Source organism: Acinetobacter sp. 40AMC3-4 (genome assembly GCF_049898185.1).
Taxonomy (GTDB): domain Bacteria; phylum Pseudomonadota; class Gammaproteobacteria; order Pseudomonadales; family Moraxellaceae; genus Acinetobacter.
The window spans coordinates 18,377-38,416 of sequence record NZ_JAFCXG010000007.1 but is presented as its reverse complement, the minus strand read 5'-3'; the positions used below and the strand labels follow the sequence as shown (position 1 = coordinate 38,416).

At 44.8% G+C, this 20,040-nt stretch carries 17 protein-coding genes; 14 read left to right on the top strand and 3 right to left on the bottom strand.

Annotated elements, in window-relative coordinates:
- Nucleotides 1-192: 192 nt before the first annotated feature.
- Together ACP7BU_RS09855 and ACP7BU_RS09850 are read right to left on the bottom strand one after the other, a co-directional pair.
- Nucleotides 193-1,209: a CmpA/NrtA family ABC transporter substrate-binding protein gene (locus ACP7BU_RS09855; protein WP_247143727.1), complete on the bottom strand. Its 1,017-nt coding sequence runs from the start codon at nt 1,207-1,209 to the stop codon at nt 193-195.
- 10 nt (nt 1,210-1,219) lie between these two features.
- Nucleotides 1,220-1,798 carry an ANTAR domain-containing response regulator gene (locus ACP7BU_RS09850; protein WP_004280362.1) on the bottom strand — a complete coding sequence of 193 codons (579 nt, stop codon included), beginning with the start codon at nt 1,796-1,798 and terminating at the stop codon, nt 1,220-1,222.
- 503 nt (nt 1,799-2,301) lie between these two features.
- On the opposite strand from ACP7BU_RS09850, the gene nirB reads away from it, so the two are divergent.
- The 13 genes from nirB (at nt 2,302) to ACP7BU_RS09785 (ending at nt 18,191) form a co-directional block, all read left to right on the top strand.
- A complete protein-coding gene (nirB, locus tag ACP7BU_RS09845) occupies nt 2,302-4,848 on the top strand; it encodes a nitrite reductase large subunit NirB (RefSeq protein WP_425878463.1) in 2,547 nt (848 codons plus the stop codon).
- 24 nt (nt 4,849-4,872) lie between these two features.
- Nucleotides 4,873-6,483: a nitrite reductase small subunit NirD gene (nirD, locus tag ACP7BU_RS09840; protein WP_425878461.1), complete on the top strand. Its 1,611-nt coding sequence runs from the start codon at nt 4,873-4,875 to the stop codon at nt 6,481-6,483.
- Nucleotides 6,484-6,665: 182 nt separating this feature from the next.
- A complete protein-coding gene (locus ACP7BU_RS09835) occupies nt 6,666-9,443 on the top strand; it encodes a molybdopterin-dependent oxidoreductase (protein WP_425878459.1) in 2,778 nt (925 codons plus the stop codon).
- The gene (mobA, locus tag ACP7BU_RS09830) at nt 9,440-10,066 is read left to right on the top strand and encodes a molybdenum cofactor guanylyltransferase (protein ID WP_409653955.1); all 627 of its coding nucleotides are present in this window, start codon (nt 9,440-9,442) and stop codon (nt 10,064-10,066) included. The genes ACP7BU_RS09835 and mobA overlap by 4 nt, the downstream gene beginning before the upstream one ends.
- A 229-nt stretch (nt 10,067-10,295) precedes the next feature.
- Nucleotides 10,296-11,321, top strand: coding sequence for a GTP 3',8-cyclase MoaA (moaA, locus tag ACP7BU_RS09825; protein WP_425878456.1), 1,026 nt, complete (start codon nt 10,296-10,298; stop codon nt 11,319-11,321).
- Between the two features lie 2 nt (nt 11,322-11,323).
- Nucleotides 11,324-11,590 (top strand): MoaD/ThiS family protein, encoded by a 267-nt coding sequence (locus ACP7BU_RS09820; protein ID WP_114541240.1) that lies wholly within the window; start codon nt 11,324-11,326, stop codon nt 11,588-11,590.
- A 1-nt stretch (nt 11,591) separates the two neighbouring features.
- The gene (locus ACP7BU_RS09815; RefSeq protein WP_425878454.1) at nt 11,592-12,134 is read left to right on the top strand and encodes a molybdenum cofactor biosynthesis protein MoaE; all 543 of its coding nucleotides are present in this window, start codon (nt 11,592-11,594) and stop codon (nt 12,132-12,134) included.
- A 70-nt stretch (nt 12,135-12,204) separates the two neighbouring features.
- A complete protein-coding gene (gene moaCB / locus ACP7BU_RS09810) occupies nt 12,205-13,128 on the top strand; it encodes a bifunctional molybdenum cofactor biosynthesis protein MoaC/MoaB (RefSeq protein WP_004646996.1) in 924 nt (307 codons plus the stop codon).
- Nucleotides 13,125-14,366, top strand: coding sequence for a molybdopterin molybdotransferase MoeA (locus ACP7BU_RS09805; protein WP_310078425.1), 1,242 nt, complete (start codon nt 13,125-13,127; stop codon nt 14,364-14,366). The genes moaCB and ACP7BU_RS09805 overlap by 4 nt, the downstream gene beginning before the upstream one ends.
- Nucleotides 14,367-14,413: 47 nt before the next feature.
- The gene (modA, locus tag ACP7BU_RS09800) at nt 14,414-15,178 is read left to right on the top strand and encodes a molybdate ABC transporter substrate-binding protein (RefSeq protein ID WP_425878452.1); all 765 of its coding nucleotides are present in this window, start codon (nt 14,414-14,416) and stop codon (nt 15,176-15,178) included.
- 6 nt (nt 15,179-15,184) lie between these two features.
- Nucleotides 15,185-15,868 carry a molybdate ABC transporter permease subunit gene (gene modB, locus ACP7BU_RS09795; RefSeq protein WP_004646992.1) on the top strand — a complete coding sequence of 228 codons (684 nt, stop codon included), beginning with the start codon at nt 15,185-15,187 and terminating at the stop codon, nt 15,866-15,868.
- Between the two features lies 1 nt (nt 15,869).
- A complete protein-coding gene (locus ACP7BU_RS09790; RefSeq protein WP_425878450.1) occupies nt 15,870-16,511 on the top strand; it encodes an ATP-binding cassette domain-containing protein in 642 nt (213 codons plus the stop codon).
- 330 nt (nt 16,512-16,841) lie between these two features.
- Entirely contained in the window at nt 16,842-18,191 is a 1,350-nt protein-coding gene (locus ACP7BU_RS09785) for an MFS transporter (protein WP_004646990.1), read from the top strand.
- A gap of 294 nt (nt 18,192-18,485) precedes the next feature.
- On the opposite strand, the gene cynS is transcribed toward ACP7BU_RS09785, so the two are convergent.
- Complete coding sequence (cynS, locus tag ACP7BU_RS09780; protein ID WP_004646988.1) at nt 18,486-18,935, bottom strand: cyanase; 450 nt, start codon at nt 18,933-18,935, stop codon at nt 18,486-18,488.
- Between the two features lie 286 nt (nt 18,936-19,221).
- Here cynS and ACP7BU_RS09775 point away from each other — a divergent pair, with 286 nt between their 5' ends.
- Nucleotides 19,222-20,031: a formate/nitrite transporter family protein gene (locus ACP7BU_RS09775; protein WP_004646987.1), complete on the top strand. Its 810-nt coding sequence runs from the start codon at nt 19,222-19,224 to the stop codon at nt 20,029-20,031.
- The last annotated feature ends 9 nt before the right edge of the window (nt 20,032-20,040 follow it).

Here is a 20,040-nt window from a genome sequence, read left to right as displayed (position 1 = left end):
ATGGATGCCATTTCATCCCAAATCCTGAAATGACTTTAAAAAGGACTTATTTTTATAGCAAAAATTAGCAGACAACTCTTAATCATATTCAAGAAGTTAGATCAGAATGCAGAGATTTTTTAATCATTTTCTGGAAAATAGACTCAATGAAAAAGACCTGAAAAATCAGGCCTCTTTTTTCAGTAACATCATTTAGCCAATAATGTCTGCATGCTGGCTTTGCAAACTATAGATGCACTGTTCTGCAATCTGTTTTTTCTCGGCTACGGTCATTTCAATATCTTCCCATTTCTGCATCTGCTGCAGAAGCCAGATAAAATCATCGACTTTCGGTTGGGCACTTTTCCCAACAAAATTCCGGATAATATTCTTGATCTTGTAAAAGTCATAGACATGCCGCTGGGCGGAACATTCAAACTGAATAATCTGATAATCGACTAACATATCCCAGACTTCGGAAAGATCAGGGCGCTGCTTTAAATCATCCTGCGCTTTTTGTACTGCCTTGACCACTGCCTCTACGGTAAATGGATGCTGTTCTGCCCATTCCTGGGTCATGGCCAAGACTTTATCGGCAACTTTTGGAATGACATTCTGGCTTGCCGCGACGATAAAACTATAGCCTTCAAGTTTGGCCTGAATATTCCAGGGTTCTCCCACGCAAAAGCCATCGAATACCTGTTCCGCGATTCCTTTTACCATGGAAGGCGGTGGAGAGGTCATCAGCTGGATATTCTTGGCCAGTTGTGGATCAGTCAGCGCCAGCCATTCTTTTAAACAGTAATGGTGAATCGAATATTTATACACATAGGCCAGATTGATGGAATGATTCTGTTGTAAAGCCTGTACCAGTTTCTTTGAGGTATTCTGTTCATCATCCCCAGGCTGGATGCCGAGTTCATAGCACAAATCCTGGCGCAGGCTAATAAAAGCCTGATTCACGCTCAGTACTAGAGGGGTTTGCAAAGCCACCTGTAACTGGTCTGTACCCAGGGCGGCAGCGGGCAGCATGGCAGACAAGCAATGTGCAGCATCCAGAAAGCCATAGGCCAGACGGTCACGCAAACTAGACCAGGAGGCTTCATGGATTAAATTGATGGTTAATCCTTGCTCAGCAAAATACCCCTGTTTTTCGGCCCAGAGAATGGCAACACAATCAAGTAAAGGAATATAGCCAATATTGAGTTCAGTTTTTTCTAATGTGGACATATGCTTTTCCTTATTGGCCCAATAACAGCTTCTGTGCATCCAGTAAGCGTCTGGCCATTTCACCAATGGTAATCCGGTGACTCATGGCATTTTTACGCAATAAAGCAAAAGCTTGCTCTTCCGTTAATGCATGCAGCTGGATGAGCAACGCTTTGGCTTTATCGATATCTTTACGGTCAATCAGTTTGTCCTGGGTTTCTTTTAAATCATTCAGCAGCTTTTTATGCTTGCGAAACTGTTCAATTGAAATTTCCAGAATGCTTTCTAGTTTGGTGGGATCAATACCATCGACAATATAAGCCGTGATTCCGGCATCAATCGCACTTTTGATGGTGTCTTTATTGGAGTTCTGGGTAAACAGCACGGTCGGAAGTTCATATTGGCTGACACAGCTTTCAATAATATCCCGATGCGGATGATCCATATTCAGCAGGATCACATCTGCATGAATACCCTTAACATGTACCATATTCAGGTCATTCAGGATTAAACAGGCCACCACCTGAAAATCATGTGAAAGTAAGGATTCCTGGATGAATTGGGCGCGCTCCAGATCATCATCAATAAGAGCAATTCGTAATTTGGACATGGAATATTTTCAAGTAAGGCCTAAGGAATATTCAAGCAGGAGTAAAGCAAAAAACATGCCATTAAATTGGTGCATAAAATTCTATTTTTCTGTTCAATTTAGTGCATAGCTTTAGGGATTTCAGCTGATGGCTGATCAAAATGAAGCGTTTAGGTGGATCATCTGCCTGAAATAAGGCGTTTTCTTATTGGAAAAGTTGGCACGATTTCTGCATTTATTAAATCGTCAAAGATGACTTTCAATACTAACAACGGCCAACGATGTCCGTTCTGATCGTAATTGCACTTTCAAGGAGTGTGATTGGTATTTCGTTCAGCACAGGATAAATGACATGGTCAGTTGTTCAGCAATACAAAACGCACAAGCGTTTCAACCCTTCCTCCAGCATTACAAAGCGCTGGGTTGCGGTATTTACAACATATTCAATCAGCAGACATATCAATGCCTAGACGTGATATGCGGCTTTTTATCATCTTTAAAAAAACAATAGTTGGAGTGCAGATATGAAAATTCTCATGATTGGGCATGGCATGGTGGGGCATAAATTCATCGAATCTGTACTGGAACAGGCCGGTGATGACATTGAGCTGACCATTTTGGCAGAAGAGCCACATTTAGCTTATGACCGGGTACATTTGACCGAATATTTCAGCGGCAAGTCGGTCAAGGATCTGAGTCTGTGTCGTAGTGATTTTGCCGATGCTTATGGCATTGATTTGCGACTTAATACTAAAGCGGTTGAAATTGATCAGCTCCATAAAACCGTCACCACCAGCCAGGGTGATGTGCTGAGTTTTGACAAGTTGATTCTCGCTACCGGTTCTTATGCCTTTGTGCCACCAATCCCGGGCAATGACCGTCAGAATTGCTTTGTTTATCGTACCATTGAAGATCTGGATGCCATTCGTGCAGCCAGTCTGAATGCCAAAACTGGCGTAGTGATTGGCGGCGGCTTGCTAGGGCTGGAAGCAGCGAAAGCCCTGCGAGATCTGAATCTGGAAACCCATGTCGTAGAATTTGCTCCGCGTCTGATGGCGGTGCAGATTGATGATCTGGGCGGCCGGGTACTGCGCTCTAAAATTGAAGACCTTGGTGTCAAGGTACATACTCAAAAGGCCACGTCAAGTATTGAAGATGGTGACAGCACTCAGCATGTAATGAAGTTCGGAGATGGTTCGGTGCTTGAAACCGATATCATCCTGTTCTCGGCCGGCATTCGTCCGCGTGATGAACTGGCGCGCCAAAGTGGTTTACTGATTGGTGAGCGTGGCGGCATCATCATTAATGATTATTGCCAGACCTCACATCCGGACATTTATGCCATTGGTGAATGTGCACTTTGGGACAATAAAATTTATGGTCTGGTTGCACCAGGCTATGACATGGCGCGGATCGCGGCAAAACATGTCCTAGGCCAAGAAAGTCATGCATTCGCTGGTGCGGACATGAGTACCAAGCTCAAACTGATGGGCGTGGATGTTGCTTCTATTGGTGATGCACATGCCATGTCCCCAGGTGCTTTGAGCTATTTCTATGCTGATGAAGCCGCGCAGGTTTATAAAAAAATCGTGGTGTCAGCAGATAAGACCAGGCTGCTGGGCGCGGTGCTGGTGGGCTGTGCCAAAGAATATAGTGATCTCCTGCAAATGATGCTGAATGGTCTGGCTGTACCGGAGCAACCGGAAAGCCTGATCATGCCGGGCTTTGATCAGTCAACCTCCAAATCAGGTGGCAGTGGCATCGATTTATTGCCTGACAGTGCGACCATCTGTTCATGTAATAACGTTTCTAAAGCTGATATCTGTTCAGCCATTGATGGCGGTGCAACTTCATTGGGTGCATTGAAAAAATGCACGCAGGCTGCAACAGCGTGCGGTGGCTGTGCGCCACTGGTAACGCAGGTTCTCAAATCTGAATTACAGCGTCAGGGTGTCACGGTGAACAATCACCTGTGTGAACACTTTGCCTATTCACGTCAGGAACTGTATCACCTGGTTCGTGTGCATGAGATCAAGACATTCTCTGACCTGATTCAGCAACATGGGCACGGCATGGGCTGTGATATCTGCAAACCGACTGTAGCCAATATTCTGGCATCCTGCTGGAATGATTTTGTTCTGAAACCAAGTCATGCCGGTTTGCAGGATAGTAACGACTACTACCTCGGCAATATCCAGAAAGATGGTTCCTATTCGATTGTGCCACGTGTGGCAGGCGGCGAGATTACTCCGGATGGCCTGATTACCATCGGTCAGATCGCCAAAGCTTATGGTCTATATACCAAAATCACAGGCGGACAACGAATTGACATGTTTGGGGCGCAGGTACACCAACTGCCTGAAATCTGGGAAAAACTGATTAATGCCGGTTTCGAGTCCGGACATGCCTACGGCAAATCCTTACGTACGGTGAAATCTTGTGTGGGCAGTACCTGGTGCCGTTTTGGGGTCGATGATTCTGTCGGCTTGGCGATTTTTCTGGAGAACCGTTACAAAGGTCTGCGTTCACCACATAAAACCAAAATGGCAGTATCTGGATGCACCCGTGAATGTGCAGAAGCACAAAGCAAGGATGTCGGTGTCATTGCCACGGAAAAAGGCTGGAATTTGTATGTATGCGGAAATGGCGGTATGAAACCGCGCCATGCTGAACTGCTCGCTTCGGATCTGGATACTCCCACACTCATCAAATATATCGACCGCTTCTTTATGTTCTATATCCAGACAGCAGACCGTCTGCAGCGCACCAGTGTGTGGCGTGACAATATGGAAGGTGGGCTGGACTATCTGAAAGATGTCATTGTGCATGATTCACTGGGCATTGCCGCTGAACTGGAAAGCCGTATGCAGCATGTGATTGGCACTTATCAGGATGAATGGCGCACTGCGATTGAAGATCCTGAAGTGCGCAAACGCTTTAAGACTTTTATTAATGCCAAAGTAGCCGAGCAGAATGACCCGCATATTCAGTTTGCGCCTGTACGTGGCCAGATTCGTCCAAAGACAGAAGCTGAACGTGATTTAAACCGTATTCCAGTGGTTGAAGCCTAAATACCACAGTCAGGGAGAATGAAAATGACAATTTTAAAAGACATGAACGAACTGAACTGGTACGAAGTCTGCAATCTGGATGAGATCACTCCGAATACCGGTGTGGCAGCCCTGATTGAAGATCAGCAGATTGCAATTTTTCGCGTGGGTCAGGAACAGCGGGTTTATGCACTCAGCAATCAGGATCCGTTTAGTCTGGCCAATGTCATGGCACGTGGCATTCTGGGTGATCTGCAAGGTGAGCGTGTAGTCGCATCCCCAATTTACAAGCAGCATTTCAGTCTGGTGACCGGTCGTTGTCTGGAAGAACAAGAGCAGAAATTACTGGTATTTCCAACCCGAATTGAAAATGGCAAAGTTCTGGTGAGTCCGACTCCACAAAAAACTTATATTTCCAGTAATGGTCAAAACACAGAGCGCTTAAAACTGGTACTGATCGGGAATGGACTGGCGGGTATGCGTTGTCTGGAAGACTTGCTGGATATGGCGCCAGATCGTTATGACATTACCGTGATTGGGGAAGAGCCATGGGGCAATTACAACCGGATCATGTTGTCACCGGTATTGTCTGGTGAGAAAAGCTTTGCCGAAATTATGCTGCATTCAGCCGACTGGTATGCTGAAAAAGGCATTCGATTCATTGCTGGGGATGCTGCCATCGCTATCAACCGTTCGCGTAAACAGGTCCACACCCAAAAAGGCGAAGTCGTTGCTTATGATCGTCTGATTCTCGCCACTGGTTCCAAACCCTTCATGCCACCTATTCCGGGTGCTGAACTTGAAGGCGTGATTAGCTTCCGGGATATTCAGGATGTTAACCGCATGCTGGATTACTGCAAAACCAAGCAAAATGCCGTCGTGATTGGAGGTGGGTTGCTGGGTCTAGAAGCAGCTTATGGACTGAAGCAGCAGGGGATGAATGTAACTGTGCTGCATCTGATGGATCGTATTATGGATCGTCAGCTGGATATGAAAGCCAGTCAAATGCTGAAAAAATCAATTGAAGATAAAGGTATCCGGATCATCACCGAAGCCAACACCGAAGAGCTGCTCGGTATGGATGGTCACGTGACTCAACTGCGGCTAAAAGACGGGACAATGCTGGATGCCGATTTGGTGGTCTTTGCTGTCGGGATTCGACCAAATAAAACCCTGGCTGAACAGGCTGGTCTGCGCTGCAATCGTGGGGTGCTGGTGAATGACACCATGCAAACCTATGACCCGAGTATTTATGCAGTGGGTGAATGTATTGAGCATCGTGGCCAAACCTTTGGATTGGTTGAGCCATTATGGGGACAGGCCTTTATCTGTGCGACGCATCTGGCTGAACATGGCCGACTGACCTTTAAGGCACCGACTGTTCCGACCCAACTGAAGGTCAGCGGATGTGACGTATTCTCGGCAGGTAATTTTGAACCGACTAATGATTTCGAAGATATCGTGCTGAATGATGAGAAGCGTCAGATTTATAAACGGATCATCATTCAACAGGACAAGGTCATTGGTGCTGTGCTATTTGGCGATACCGAAGATGGGGCTTGGTATGCAGAACTGATTGCAGACCAGACACCAATTAGTAATATCCGCAGCAAACTGCTTTTTGGTCGGGATTTTGCATTAAAAAAGGCAGGGTAATCGGATAAACCTCCTCCAAACCCTCTTTGAAAAAGAGGGGAACCTCCCTCCTTTGCTAAAGGAGGGTTGGGGAGGATTAAAACTTTTGAGATATAGAAAATATTTAAATCAAACCTGTAAAAACTAGATATCAGCGTTTTGGTGAAACAAGTGAATTTGGATGATTAAGGAGCACAGCAGCAATGAATAGTATTCCGGTTATGGAACTACATAGCTCTACTGAATCCCAAATAAAAACTACTCAGACGACCTGTCCTTATTGTGGAGTAGGCTGTGGTGTCATCGCGCACGTAAGCCAAACCTCGATGGGTGAAAAGGTTCAGATGGAAGGCGATGTTCAGCATCCTGCGAACTTGGGCAAGTTGTGTATTAAAGGCAGTCATCTTGCCGATACACTTGGCTTAAAAACCCGGCTTCTACATCCGATAACAGGTCGAAAAGAGCAGCGGCAAATAAGCACTTGGGATCATGCCATTTCAAGTATTGCCAATAAATTTCAGCAATGTATTGATCAGTATGGACGTGACAGCATCGCCTTTTATGTCTCCGGCCAGCTTTTGACTGAAGACTATTATGTGGTGAACAAGTTTGTAAAGGGCTATCTTGGTACTGCCAATATTGATACCAATTCAAGACTGTGTATGTCTTCTGCTGTGGCGGCACATAAACGGGCTTTCGGCGAAGATCTGGTGCCGGCCAGCTATACAGATTTTGAGCAGACAGAAATGGTGGTCTTGGTCGGATCCAATACCGCCTGGTGCCATCCGGTGCTTTATCAGCGCATCATGCAAGCCAAAGAAGAGCGGGATTTATTTGTGGTAGTGATTGATCCACGCTTTACTGCAACCTGTGAAGCGGCAGATTTACACTTGCCGATTTTACCAGGTCAGGATGTCGCGCTGTTTAATGGCTTGTTGCAATATCTTCAGCAACATGGCCATGCTGATCTGGATTTTGTTACCCAACATACTCAAGGTCTGGAGCAGGCACTTGCCAGCAGTTTGACAGAGTCATCACTTGAAAGCGTGGCAAAGCGTACTGGTATTGCTATTAAAAAATTAACCTTATTTTTTGAGAAATTTGCCCAGACCGAAAAAATCATGAGCCTGTTTTCCATGGGTGTAAACCAATCCTCTCAAGGAGTAGACAAGGCCAACAGCATTATCAACTGTCATTTATTGACAGGAAAAATAGGCAAACCCGGTTCAGCACCTTTTTCCATGACCGGACAGCCGAATGCGATGGGCGGACGGGAAGTCGGTGGGCTGGCCAATATGCTGGCCAGTCATCTGGATTTGGATAATCCGCAACATCAGCAACTGGTGCAGGATTTCTGGCAAAGCCCGGTCATCGCGCGGCAGCCCGGATTAAAAGCAGTCGATTTATTTCAAGCGGTGGAAAGCGGGAAAATCAAAGCCATCTGGATTATGGCCACCAATCCGATCGTGAGTTTGCCCGATGCAGATCAGGTTAAACGCGCTCTGGAGAAGTGTGAATTTGTGGTGGTCTCCGATATTTGTCTCAACACCGATACCACGCAATATGCCGATGTACTGTTACCGGCACTGGGTTGGGGCGAAAAAGATGGCACAGTCACCAATTCGGAGCGCTGTATTTCCCGGCAAAAGGCTTTTTTGCCGGCTCCGGGTGAAGCTAAAGCAGACTGGTGGGCCATTTCCCGGGTGGCTCAGGTCTTAGGTTTTCGCGGTTTTGACTTTAACAACAGTCATGACATTTTTCTGGAACATGCCCGTTTATCTGCCTATCAGAATAGTTCGCTTTCGCAACGTGAAGATACACCGAATTTTCGCTATTTCAACCTGCAAGGTTTAACTCATCTCGGTTTTGCGGAATATCAGAATCTAACACCGATTCAGTGGCCAGTCTGGGATAAGCAAGAAGTTTATCAGGTTGATCAACTATTTAGTCAAGGCCAGTTTAGCCATGCAGATGGCAAAGCCAGATTGGTGCCAACAGTTGCAGCCGATCCGGTACATGCTATTTCTGCTGAATATCCTCTGATCCTGAATACTGGACGCATTCGCGATCAATGGCACACCATGAGCCGTACCGGATTATCTGCCAGTTTGTCCCAGCATCGTGCCGAGCCTTATTGCGAGCTGCATCCGCAAGATGCACTGAAGTATGGCCTGAAAGATGCCGAGCTGGTCGAGGTGAAATCCGCTTGGGGAAGTTGTGTACTCCGTGTGCAATTTTCACAAAATATACGACGTGGCCAGATTTTTGCACCGATTCACTGGAACGACCAGTTTGCATCCGATGCGCGGATTGGCAAAGTGGTGAATCCGGTGGTTGACCCGATTTCCGGCGAGCCAGAATTTAAGCATACTCCGGTGATGATCCAGCCATTTTATACCCAGTGGCAGGGCGTGCTGTATGTACGGGAAGGCTTTGAGCAGAAAATCCAGACCATGATTAAAAATACGGTGTGGTGGAGCAAAACTCAAACCACTCAGGCCATCCGGTATGAACTGGCAGACCGGCGCAGGTTTTCTGACATCACCGGGCAGATCAAGAGTCTCTTAAACTTTAATGATGAAAGCTTTGAATGGCTGAATCTCGAAGATCAAACGGCGCACATCAGTCATATTGTGGTGCTTCAGGATGGCCAGTTAATTGCCAGTTTTTATATCGCACCGGCGGCACTATTACCAGATCGTGACTGGGTGGCAGGCCTGTTTAAACGTGAACGTCTGAGTGCATTGCATCGTAAAGCATTGCTGGCAGGTCAGGCCATGTCGATGGGAAATAGTGAAGGTCCATTGGTCTGTAGCTGTTTTAAAGTTGGCAAGAACCGAATTATCCAAACCATTAAAGATAAAAATATCACGCATGAAAAACAGGTGACTGCATGTCTAAAAGCCGGAGGAAATTGCGGTTCATGTTTGCCAGAAATTAGAGGCCTGATTAAAGCCTGCCAGACGGAGTACATAGAATGAAAAGAAAAGCAGTTAAAACGGTGTCTTATCCGGAAACCGATGTGGTGATCCTGGCCGGCGGTTTAGCGCGGCGCATGAATGGCATCAATAAATTGCTGCACAAATTTGATGATGAAATCCAGCTGATTAAAATCCATCAGCAGTTGAAGTCCCGGGCAAGAAAAGTCTGGGTCAATAGCCATCGGGATCATTCCATTTATAAACGGATGATTCCTTCGATCGACTTTTATCAGGACGATGAACCCGGCTTTCAGGGACCATTGATGGGCATGAAGAGTGCCTGGTCACATGTGGAATCTGATTATGTGCTGTTCGTGCCTTGTGATGTGACCTATATCCCCAAAAAGGTCATTTCACGTTTACATCAGGCCTTGCAACGACATCCCTTATGTGAAGTGGCGGTAGTTGAAATCAATGAAAAGGCATTGTTTCCATTCTGTCTGATGAAACGCAGCAGCTTACCCACTCTTTTACAACATCTTGAAAATGATCAGCACAGTTTAAAACTCTGTTTTGCTGACATGCACATGCAGCGGGCAAGCTTTAAAAATCGTGCCCTGTTTTTTCACAGCATTAATTCATTTGATGAGCTACAGCAGCATCAACAGCTTAATTTTCTCTAGCATTTAAAATGCTAAAAGCCGAATCATTATATTCTGGCTCACCAAAATATTGCTTTTTTATTTTTCGAGCAAACTTTCGGACTAAAAAAGAACAAATATTATCCATTAGCCTACATTAAAAATAAATTTGTGCAAAGTTGGAACACTTATTGCTCATTCATTGTGAAGAAATAGGGCAGTAAATCAAGACTGTTAAATAACCGTGCAGATCTCATCATGGACCGCAGCAATGAACAGCATGACAGCTTTAGCACCTCGCAGTATCTTTCAGGATCAGTTTGGACGCCAGAAACGTAAGTTGCGGATCTCGGTGACTGACCGTTGTAATTTCAAATGCAGCTATTGCATGCCTGAACATCCGCAATGGATAAATAAAAAAGATTTGCTCAGTTTTGAAGCCCTGTATGCTTTTTGCGAGTTTATGGTGCGACACGGGATTGAGCAGATCCGGGTGACGGGTGGCGAACCGTTGATGCGTCAAGGTATTGTTCATTTTATTGCTCGCTTGCAGACATTGAAAGCCTTTGGCCTGAAACGTATTTCCATGACCAGTAATGGCCATTATTTAAAAGATTATGCTCAAGCGCTTAAACAGGCAGGACTGGACGATCTGAATATCAGTCTAGACAGTCTTGATCCAAAGCAGTTTCAGCAACTGACCCAAAAACAGTTACAGCCTGTACTTCAAGGTATTTCTGCCGCACAGCAGGCAGGTTTGACCGTCAAGATCAATAGTGTGCTCATCAAAGGCATCAATGACAATCAGATTATTCCTTTGGTGAAATGGGCACAGCATCAGGCTATAGAACTGCGTTTTATTGAGTTTATGCCCCTCGATGGCGATCAGAAATGGAATCCGTCTGATGTCATCAGTGAGCAGGATATCCTGGATCAACTGAAAACTGAATTTGATGTCCAGGTATCTCAAGGACAGGGCGCCAATCCAGCCCGTGGCTATCTGGTCAATGGGCAGCCTTTGGGGATTATTTCTACCATTACCCATTCATTTTGCGGTGATTGTGACCGCCTGCGCCTCAATGCCCAAGGTGAATTTTATAACTGTTTATTTGCCAGACAAGGCCTGAACCTTAAGGCAGATATCGAACAACTGGCGCTGGATCATTTCGCCACACAGACATTTCAGCACAAGCTCCACGCTTATATCTGGCATAAGGAAGCCGGCTTCCATGCGATCCAGCAAACACCAATACAAAAGCCGATCCGCAAAATCAGCATGCACAGCATTGGAGGATAAATATGTCTCTCACTCAGCAAAAATTAATTCATATCAAAATAGAAGCCTTCGGTGCGATTGAACGACAACTTCCAGCAGATTTAAATTTGCAATGCGAGTCTGAAATTCATGTTTCTGAAGTCCTGAACCAGTTGCTATCCATTTATCCTGATATACAGACCATGCTGGAACGTTGTGCATGTGCAATCGGTGAAGACATTATTTCCAGACAGAACGTTTTAAATCGGGACAGTACGCTGGTGCTGTTATCGCCGGTAGCAGGAGGCTGAGATGCAACTCAAACCATTAAAACAATTTGCCCGAATCCAGCAGACTGCTTTTAAGCTGGAGGATTTTGATGGTATTCAGCATTTTCCGGAATGTGGTGGAATCGGCATCTTTGTCGGAACAGTACGTAACCATCATCAGGTGAAAGCTGTGCGTGCCCTGAAATATACCGCCTATGCGCCTGTGGCTGAAAAAATGATTCGTGAAATTGAACAGCAGATCCAGATCAAATACCAGGTGTCTTATGTGCGGGTAGTGCACCGTATTGGTGAGCTGGAGGTTGGGGAAACAGCCATTATTGCTATGGCTTATGCGGCCCATCGTCGTGAGGCCTTCGCTGCCTGTGAGGAAGCTGTGGAACGGGTGAAGCATGAGGTTCCGGTCTGGAAAGAAGAGTTTTATCTGGATGGTAGCAGCCAGTATGTGGAAGGCTGTTGTATTCGAAAAGATCATGGACCTGAAACTAATCACTCTCATCATGCAGAAGAAGCGCATTGTCACCATCACCATGTAGCAGAACATGCTTGCCAATCACCATCTAATTAAATGCGTCCAATGAGGATGCATAAGATGAATCACTTTAAAACAGATTTTAAAAATTAGCCTGGGATGAATCATGAAAAATGTAGGGATGAAAGCAGAAAGTTACCGTACAGCAATTGCCACTGGAATCCTGCATGCACCGCCACATTGCATTGAGTTGCTGCGTAATGGCAATACTGAAAAAGGGGATGCCCTGAAAACAGCACGTATTGCCGGCATTCTGGGTGCCAAACGGACCGATGAGCTGATTCCATTGTGCCATCCATTACCGATTTATCGTGCCGATGTGGAATATGAACTGTGTGATGCACATGTCGAAATTATTGCTACTGTTGAAACCATTGGACCAACTGGTGTGGAAATGGAAGCTTTGACAGCGGTCAGTCTGGCAGGTCTGACCTTGTATGACATGCTGAAGCCGCATTGTGAACCGGAAGATTTGTCGCTGGATCAATGCAGGTTGCAGCAGAAAAAAGGCGGAAAATCACATTTTACCCGCGTACTTAAAGAGAGTCTGTCCGCTTCGGTTATTGTGCTGTCCGATACGGTTGCAGCAGGCAAAAAGCCGGACACTGCCGGACAAAACGTAATGGAAATTTTAAAAGAAGCCAATTTTGATTCTATTAGTTATCAGGTTATTCCCGATAGCCCAGAACAGCTCTTGACCCTGATTGAACAGCAGAAAAATCAGTATCCGCTGATTCTAACTGTGGGCGGTACTGGCTTAGGTCCTAAAGACCTGACCGTCGAAACCCTACAACCTTTGCTGCAACGGGAAATTCCCGGTTTAATGGAAGCTTCACGTAGTTTTGGGCAAAAACGTACCCCTTATGCAGCATTAAGTCGTGGCGTGGCTGGCTATATTGAGAACAGTCTGGTGATGACCCTACCGGGAAGTCGTCAGGGTGCGAAAGAATCTCTGATCGCGGTACTTCCGGCTTTGGTGCACTTGTTTGATGTGCAAAAAAATATCCCACATGCGGGGGGCTATCAATGAATCAGGCAATATCGCATTCAGCCTGCGGTGCTGAGCCGGGACTGATTTCTGTTGATCAGGCACTACAGATGATACTTGAGCAGACGAATGTCTTGGCAACTGAAAGCCTGCCGCTTGTTCAGACTCTGAATCGCTATCTGGCAAAAGCGATTGATTCGGCTATTCCATTGCCGCTGTTTTCACAAAGTGCTGTAGATGGCTACGCGCTTTGTAGTGCAGAAAATGTTAGTGCTCACAGCACTTTTGAACTCATTGGAGAGATTCGGGCAGGGCAAAGTACTGAAATTGAACTGCGGCCAGGTCAGGCGGTCCGGATTTTTACCGGTGCCAGGATTCCAGCAGGAACTACAACGGTCGCCCGTCAGGAAATTGTCAAATGCCATGCCAATCAAATCATTATTACAACAGACCTAAAGCCTCATACGGATATACGTGATGCAGGCGAGGAAATCGCACAAGGGCAGCGTCTGGCAGATGCAGGTCAAAAACTGCATGTAGGTGCAATTGCAGCTTTGAGCATGGCAGGCGTAAAGCAGGTTTCAGTCTATCGTTATCCTAAAATTGCTGTTGTGATTACTGGAGATGAAGTCGCTTCCAGCATTGAAGACCTGAATTCCGGAAAAATCTTTGACGCCAATGCTCCACTGATTCAGGCCTGGTTTCAATCACAGGGTCAAAACGTAGATATTCTGCATGTTTCAGATAATGAGTATGAGCTGCAAACGTTAATACATCGTCTTAAAAACCAATACGACTTCATATTGACCACAGGCGGGGTTTCGGTGGGTGATTATGATTTCATTCGTCCTGTTGCCCTGGAGCAAGGTTTTGAGCAGATTTTCTGGAAAGTGAAGCAGAAGCCCGGAAAACCGATGTTATTTGCCAAGTATCGTCGAGATGATCAAGGTTACTGTTATCTCTTGGGTTTGCCGGGAAATCCGGCTGCTGTGTATGTCGGGATGCAAATCTATACGGCAACTTTACTGAATGCCTTACAAGGGCAAAAGCAGTCACCTGCATGGCTTAGTGCGGTAATGACACATGATTTGAAAGCGGATGCACGTGAACGTTTTTTAAGAATGGCTGCAGAATTTGATCAGGGTACTTTAAAGCTCAAAAGCCTGGCGAAACAGCAGTCGCATATGTTGAGTAATCTGATGCAGGCCAATTGTCTGGTACGTATTCCGGCAGCAACAGAAATCCAAGCCGGGCATGTGGTACAAGGTTTACTGATTTGAAATGCCTGTCGCAATTCTCAATATTCGAATCACATAGAATGAGAAAGATGGATTTACTCAAAGTTCTACTCACTGGCGTGCTGTTGACTAGCCCCATGCTGTATGCCGAAACAGTTAAAATATATGCCGCAGCCAGCCTGACCAATGCGATTACTGATATTTCCAGACTATATGAGCAACAGCATCGGGACATCCAGATCGTTCCGGTTTTTGCTGCGTCTTCGGTATTGGCGAAACAAATTGCGGCGGGAGCCAGCAGTGATCTATTTTTCTCTGCAGACCTGGACTGGATGAATGATCTGATCAAGAAACAAAAAATTCAGATCGGTCAGATTCGACCTTTGCTTTTGAATGAACTCGTATTGATTAGTCCTATTCAGCAAAAAAATCATTTTAAAATGTCAGCCGACTTTAATCTTGCTAAAGCCTTTCAAGGCTATCTATGTACCGGACAAATGGAATCGGTGCCTGCCGGAAAATATGCCAAGCAAAGCTTAACCCGGCTAGGGTGGTTGAATCCGCTTCGGGGCAGAATAGTCGGTACGGATAGCGTTCGTTCAACCTTGGCTTTTGTAGAACGTGGCGAATGTCAGGTCGGCATTGTGTATAGAACTGATGCCTTGATGAGTAAAAAAGTTAAAATTTCAGGAGTATTTCCAGCCAGTACACATCGTCCGATTGTGTATCCAATCGCTTTAACCCGGCAGGGCCAGAAAAATCAGGCAGCAGTCCAATTTTCTGAATTTATCCAGACGAGTCCAAGGGCCAGGCAGATTTTCCAGAAATATGGTTTTAAGCTTAAGGTAGGCTAACTGCTCATGCTTACACCAGAAGAACTGAGTGCCTTAGCGCTTTCAGCCAAAGTAGCGGGCTTTGCCACAGCGGTGTGTCTGCCATTTGCTATCGCCGTAGCATGGTTACTGGCGCGTTATGAATTCAGGGCCAAATTTCTTGTAGAGGCGATATTGCAGATGCCCATGGTGCTACCGCCGGTGGTACTGGGGTATCTTCTGCTCCTGCTGTTTGGTCATCAGGGGATGTTAGGGCAATATCTGCATGCATGGGGAATTCAGCTGATATTTAACTGGAAAGGTGCGGTACTGGCAGCAATCATTGTGGCATTTCCTTTAATGGTACAACCGATTCGTTTGTCTTTTCAAATGATCAACCGGCAATTAGAACAGGTGGCAGGATCTCTAGGCGCTGCACCATGGCGGGTATTCTGTAGCATTAGCCTGCCTCTGGCTTTGCCTGGAATTTTAATCGGTAGCATTTTATGTTTCAGCCGCAGTCTGGGAGAATTTGGTGCCACCATTACCTTTGTTGGCAATATTCCAGAAGAAACCCGCACGATTCCCATCGCCATTTATAGCCTATTACAACAGCCTGATGGAGAAAGTATGGCTATGCGTTTGGTCATTTTATCTCTGATTCTGGCTTTTTCAGCCTTGATTGCAAATTACTGGATTATGCAGAAGTATCAACGTAAATTGGAGGGCTAAGATGCTGAAGTGTGATTTTCAGTTTAATTACGCAAATTTCCAGCTACAGGCCAGTCTGGATATGCAGACGCAGTTGATTGGTATCGTCGGAGCATCAGGAAGTGGAAAAAGCACCTTTTTAAAAAATATTGCAGGGCTATTAAGACCTTCACAAGGCTTTATTCATTTCCAGCAAAAAATATTATTTGATCATCAGCAGAAACTGAATATTCCTGTTCATCAAAGAAAAATTGCCCTGATTTTTCAGCAAGCCTTGCTGTTTCCGCATCTGAATGTCATGCAGAATTTAAAATATGCAGAACAGCTAAATATAAAAAATAAAGGTCAGCAGAAATTTATGTTTGAAGACATTGTGGAGCTACTCGAATTAAAGGCTCTGCTTCGGCATCGGGCGCATCAGCTTTCTGGTGGACAGGCACAGCGCGTTTCTATCGGTCGTGCACTTTTATCTTCTCCCGACCTATTACTTTTGGATGAGCCTTTAAATGGACTGGATCAAAAGCTGAAAAACCAGATTTTACCTTTTCTGAAAATTGTGATTCATCAAACAGATTTACCCATAATTTATGTGACTCATCATGTAGATGAAGTGGCGTATTTACAGGCACAACTGCTGCATTTTGAAAAGGGAAAAATTATTTGATCCAGCCCTGCACCGATTTAAACCAGCAATGACTCCGGGCAGGTCATCCTATCGCTGTTTTGCTCATAATTTCTCAGAAGATATCTATTTTTCTCTCTATTTTTAAGAAAGAAAAGTCTAAATTTGAAAGTGAAATAAAAATTATTTTATATAAAAGAATAGTTTATTTTATGTTAAAAATAATCTGGCATGACCTATGCATATATCTGATTAAAGTCAAAGAAGACTCAACATTTGTATGACGGCCAATGACGTCCGTTCTGATCGTTACTGATATGCCTTGTGCATCACAGTGACTTAAATACGTTCAGTTCTGGTAAGGAAATGGCTATGTCTTCAAATACAAGTCTCAATAAAGCAACAAAAATAAGTCTATTTAACTTCAGTAGTTCAGCGATGCGGGCCTTCCATATGAGTTGGCTCGCTTTTTTTGTCTGTTTCTTTGCGTGGTTTGCCTGTGCACCCTTAATGCCTGTCATTGCCGGTGAATTCAGCCTGACCAAAGAGCAGATCGCCAATATCAATATTGCCGCAGTCGCTATTACAATTCTGGTGCGTCTGATCGTGGGGCCGTTGTGTGATAAATACGGTCCGCGTAAAACCTATACCGCCTTACTGATTATTGGCAGTATTCCGGTGTTTGGTGTGGCGTCGGCCAACAGTTATGAATCTTTCTTGTTTTTCCGTTTATTGATTGGCGCCATCGGTGCCAGCTTCGTGATTACTCAATATCATACCAGTATCATGTTTGCGCCAAATGTGGTGGGAACGGCAAATGCAACTACAGCAGGTTGGGGGAATGCCGGTGGCGGTGCGACTCAAGCCCTGATGCCGTTAATGCTGGCTGCTTTGGTGATGTTCGGTGTAGAACAGGCAATGGGTTGGAGAATTGCGCTTCTGGTTCCAGGTATTCTGATGATCATTGTCGGGATACTGTACTGGAAATTCACACAAGACTGTCCACAAGGTAATTTTAAAGAACTCCGTGCTCAAGGTATTTCTGTCGGTAGCGATAAAAAAGGCGGCCTTGCCATCTTAATGCATGCCGCACGTAACTACCGTGTGTGGATTCTGTTTGGCGCTTATGCAGCCTGTTTTGGTATTGAAATTTTTATCCATAACATTATTGCTTTGTACTTTGTCGACAACTTCCAGTTTGGCTTAAAAGAGGCAGGCATGGCTGCCGGAATTTTTGGTTTACTGGCATTGTTTGCCCGTGCCTTGGGTGGCATTGTTTCGGATAAAGTCGCGATTCAAAAAGGTCTGGATGGTCGAACCAAAGTTCTGTTTGCCTTGATCATGCTGGAAGGTCTGTTTCTTATTCTGTTTTCGCAAATGAATAGCGCGACCTTGGCTATTATGGCGATGACTATATTTGCCTTGTTTACTCATATGGCATGTGGTGCAACCTATGCACTGGTGCCTTTTATCGACCGTGATGCCTTGGGTGGTGTGGCCGGTATTATTGGAGCAGGTGGCAATGTCGGCGCGGTAGCTGCAGGTTTCCTGTTAAAAGGCATGCTGGATATTCAAACCACCCTGATGGTACTGGGTGGCTTGGTGGTGATTGCTGCAAGTTGTGTGTTGATGATCCGCTTCTCTGTCGAGCATAAAGAAAAAGAACAGCGTTTATATGAACAGGCCGTGACTGAACGTCATCTGGCAGAAGCACAGCAATAACACTACATTCCTGATTTAAAATGAATCAACAAAAAGGATATTGCTATCCTTTTTGTTGTTTTTGCTAACTCAATAATAAAATAATGAACCCAATATTCAGAATAGAAAAGTATTATTTAAAAAGAACAGGACGGTTGAATTCATCTAATAAAAATAAAAAGCATTTATAGTTTATATGTTTAATTTGAGATGAAAAAAATTATATGTCTTTTAATAATCATTCTAAATAAATTTAATAAGTGCAGATAAAATAAAAGCCATTTTAATAATGGCTTTTATGCTTATAGTGGGGGATTAATAAGTTTTATAAGGTAAAAACTTTCCGGATAATACGACATTCACCCGATCTCCGTTTGGATTATTCTCACGTTGAATATCCATATTGAAATCAATTGCACTCATAATTCCATCACCAAATTCTTCATGGATCAGTTCTTTAATGGTCATACCATAAACGCTGACAACCTCATACCAGCGATAAATCAGCGGATCTGTCGGCACACTGGTTGGCAGAGAACCTTTATAGGGTACGATTTGCAGCCAGGCAATGGCTTCATCAGTCAATCCAAATATTTCACCAATTTTTTCCGCCTGTTCCTTATTAAAAGCCATCTGACCCAAACATGCGGCTGTCACCCATTCTTTAGAAAGGCCTATTGTTTCAGCGACATCTGCCCATGTAATAGACTTTAAAACTTTCGCTGAAATAATCATGTCTGTCACTTGTTGACGATGGCTAATCATAATCTTCTCCAATAGCTATATTTAAAAAATGACCGTTATAGATAATGCAGAGATTGTGCCAATATAATTATTAGGATTAAATTTTAAAATAATTTATATGATTTTCATTAGACATTTAAAATATATGGCATGCTATTTGCTTTAATCTATATTAAATATGGCAACGGCGCCATAACACAATTGATCTGTTTGAATAATGCAAGGCAAAGACGCCTAGGGTTGAAATAGACCTTAGGCGTTTTTTATTTGCAAACAGGCAAGTAATTTATATAAAGGGGATAAAAATATGGCTTATCTTGCTCCTGCAGAGTTTGCAAAAAAAGTGGTCGATGCCGGTGAGGCAAAACTTCATATGGCAACGCGTGATGTTTTAATTCGTGCGTTTATGGCAGGTGCAATTCTGGCACTGGCAGCAGTATTTGCCGTGACGATTGCGGTACAAACAGGGGTGCCACTGATCGGTGCGCTGCTATTTCCAGTCGGTTTCTGCATGTTATATCTATTAGGCTATGACCTGCTGACCGGGGTATTTGTATTGACTCCATTAGCCTGGTTAGACAAACGTCCTGGGGTAACGTGGTCACGTATTTTAAAAAACTGGGGACTGGTTTTTTTAGGTAACTTTGCCGGATGTTTAACCGTGGCAGTGTTGATGGCCGCAGTCTATACCATGGGTTTCGCCGCTGAACCGAATGCGGTCGGGGTGAAAATCGCCCATATTGGGGAAGACCGGACTTTGGGCTATGCCGAATATGGTTTTGCTGGCTGGATGACGATTTTTATCCGCGGCATGCTGTGTAACTGGATGGTATCACTCGGTGTAATTGGTGCCATGATGTCAACCACGGTCAGTGGCAAATTCATCGCGATGTGGATGCCAATCATGCTGTTTTTCGCCATGGGCTTTGAGCATTCAGTAGTAAATATGTTCCTCTTCCCATTTGCCATGATGATGGGCGGTGATTTCTCGATTACAGACTATTTCTTGTGGAATGAATTACCGGTGGCACTGGGTAATTTAGTGGGTGGTCTGGCACTGACAGGTCTGGCGCTCTATACCACGCATGTACGTACTGGCGATAAAAAAGAATTCTAATCTGAGCAT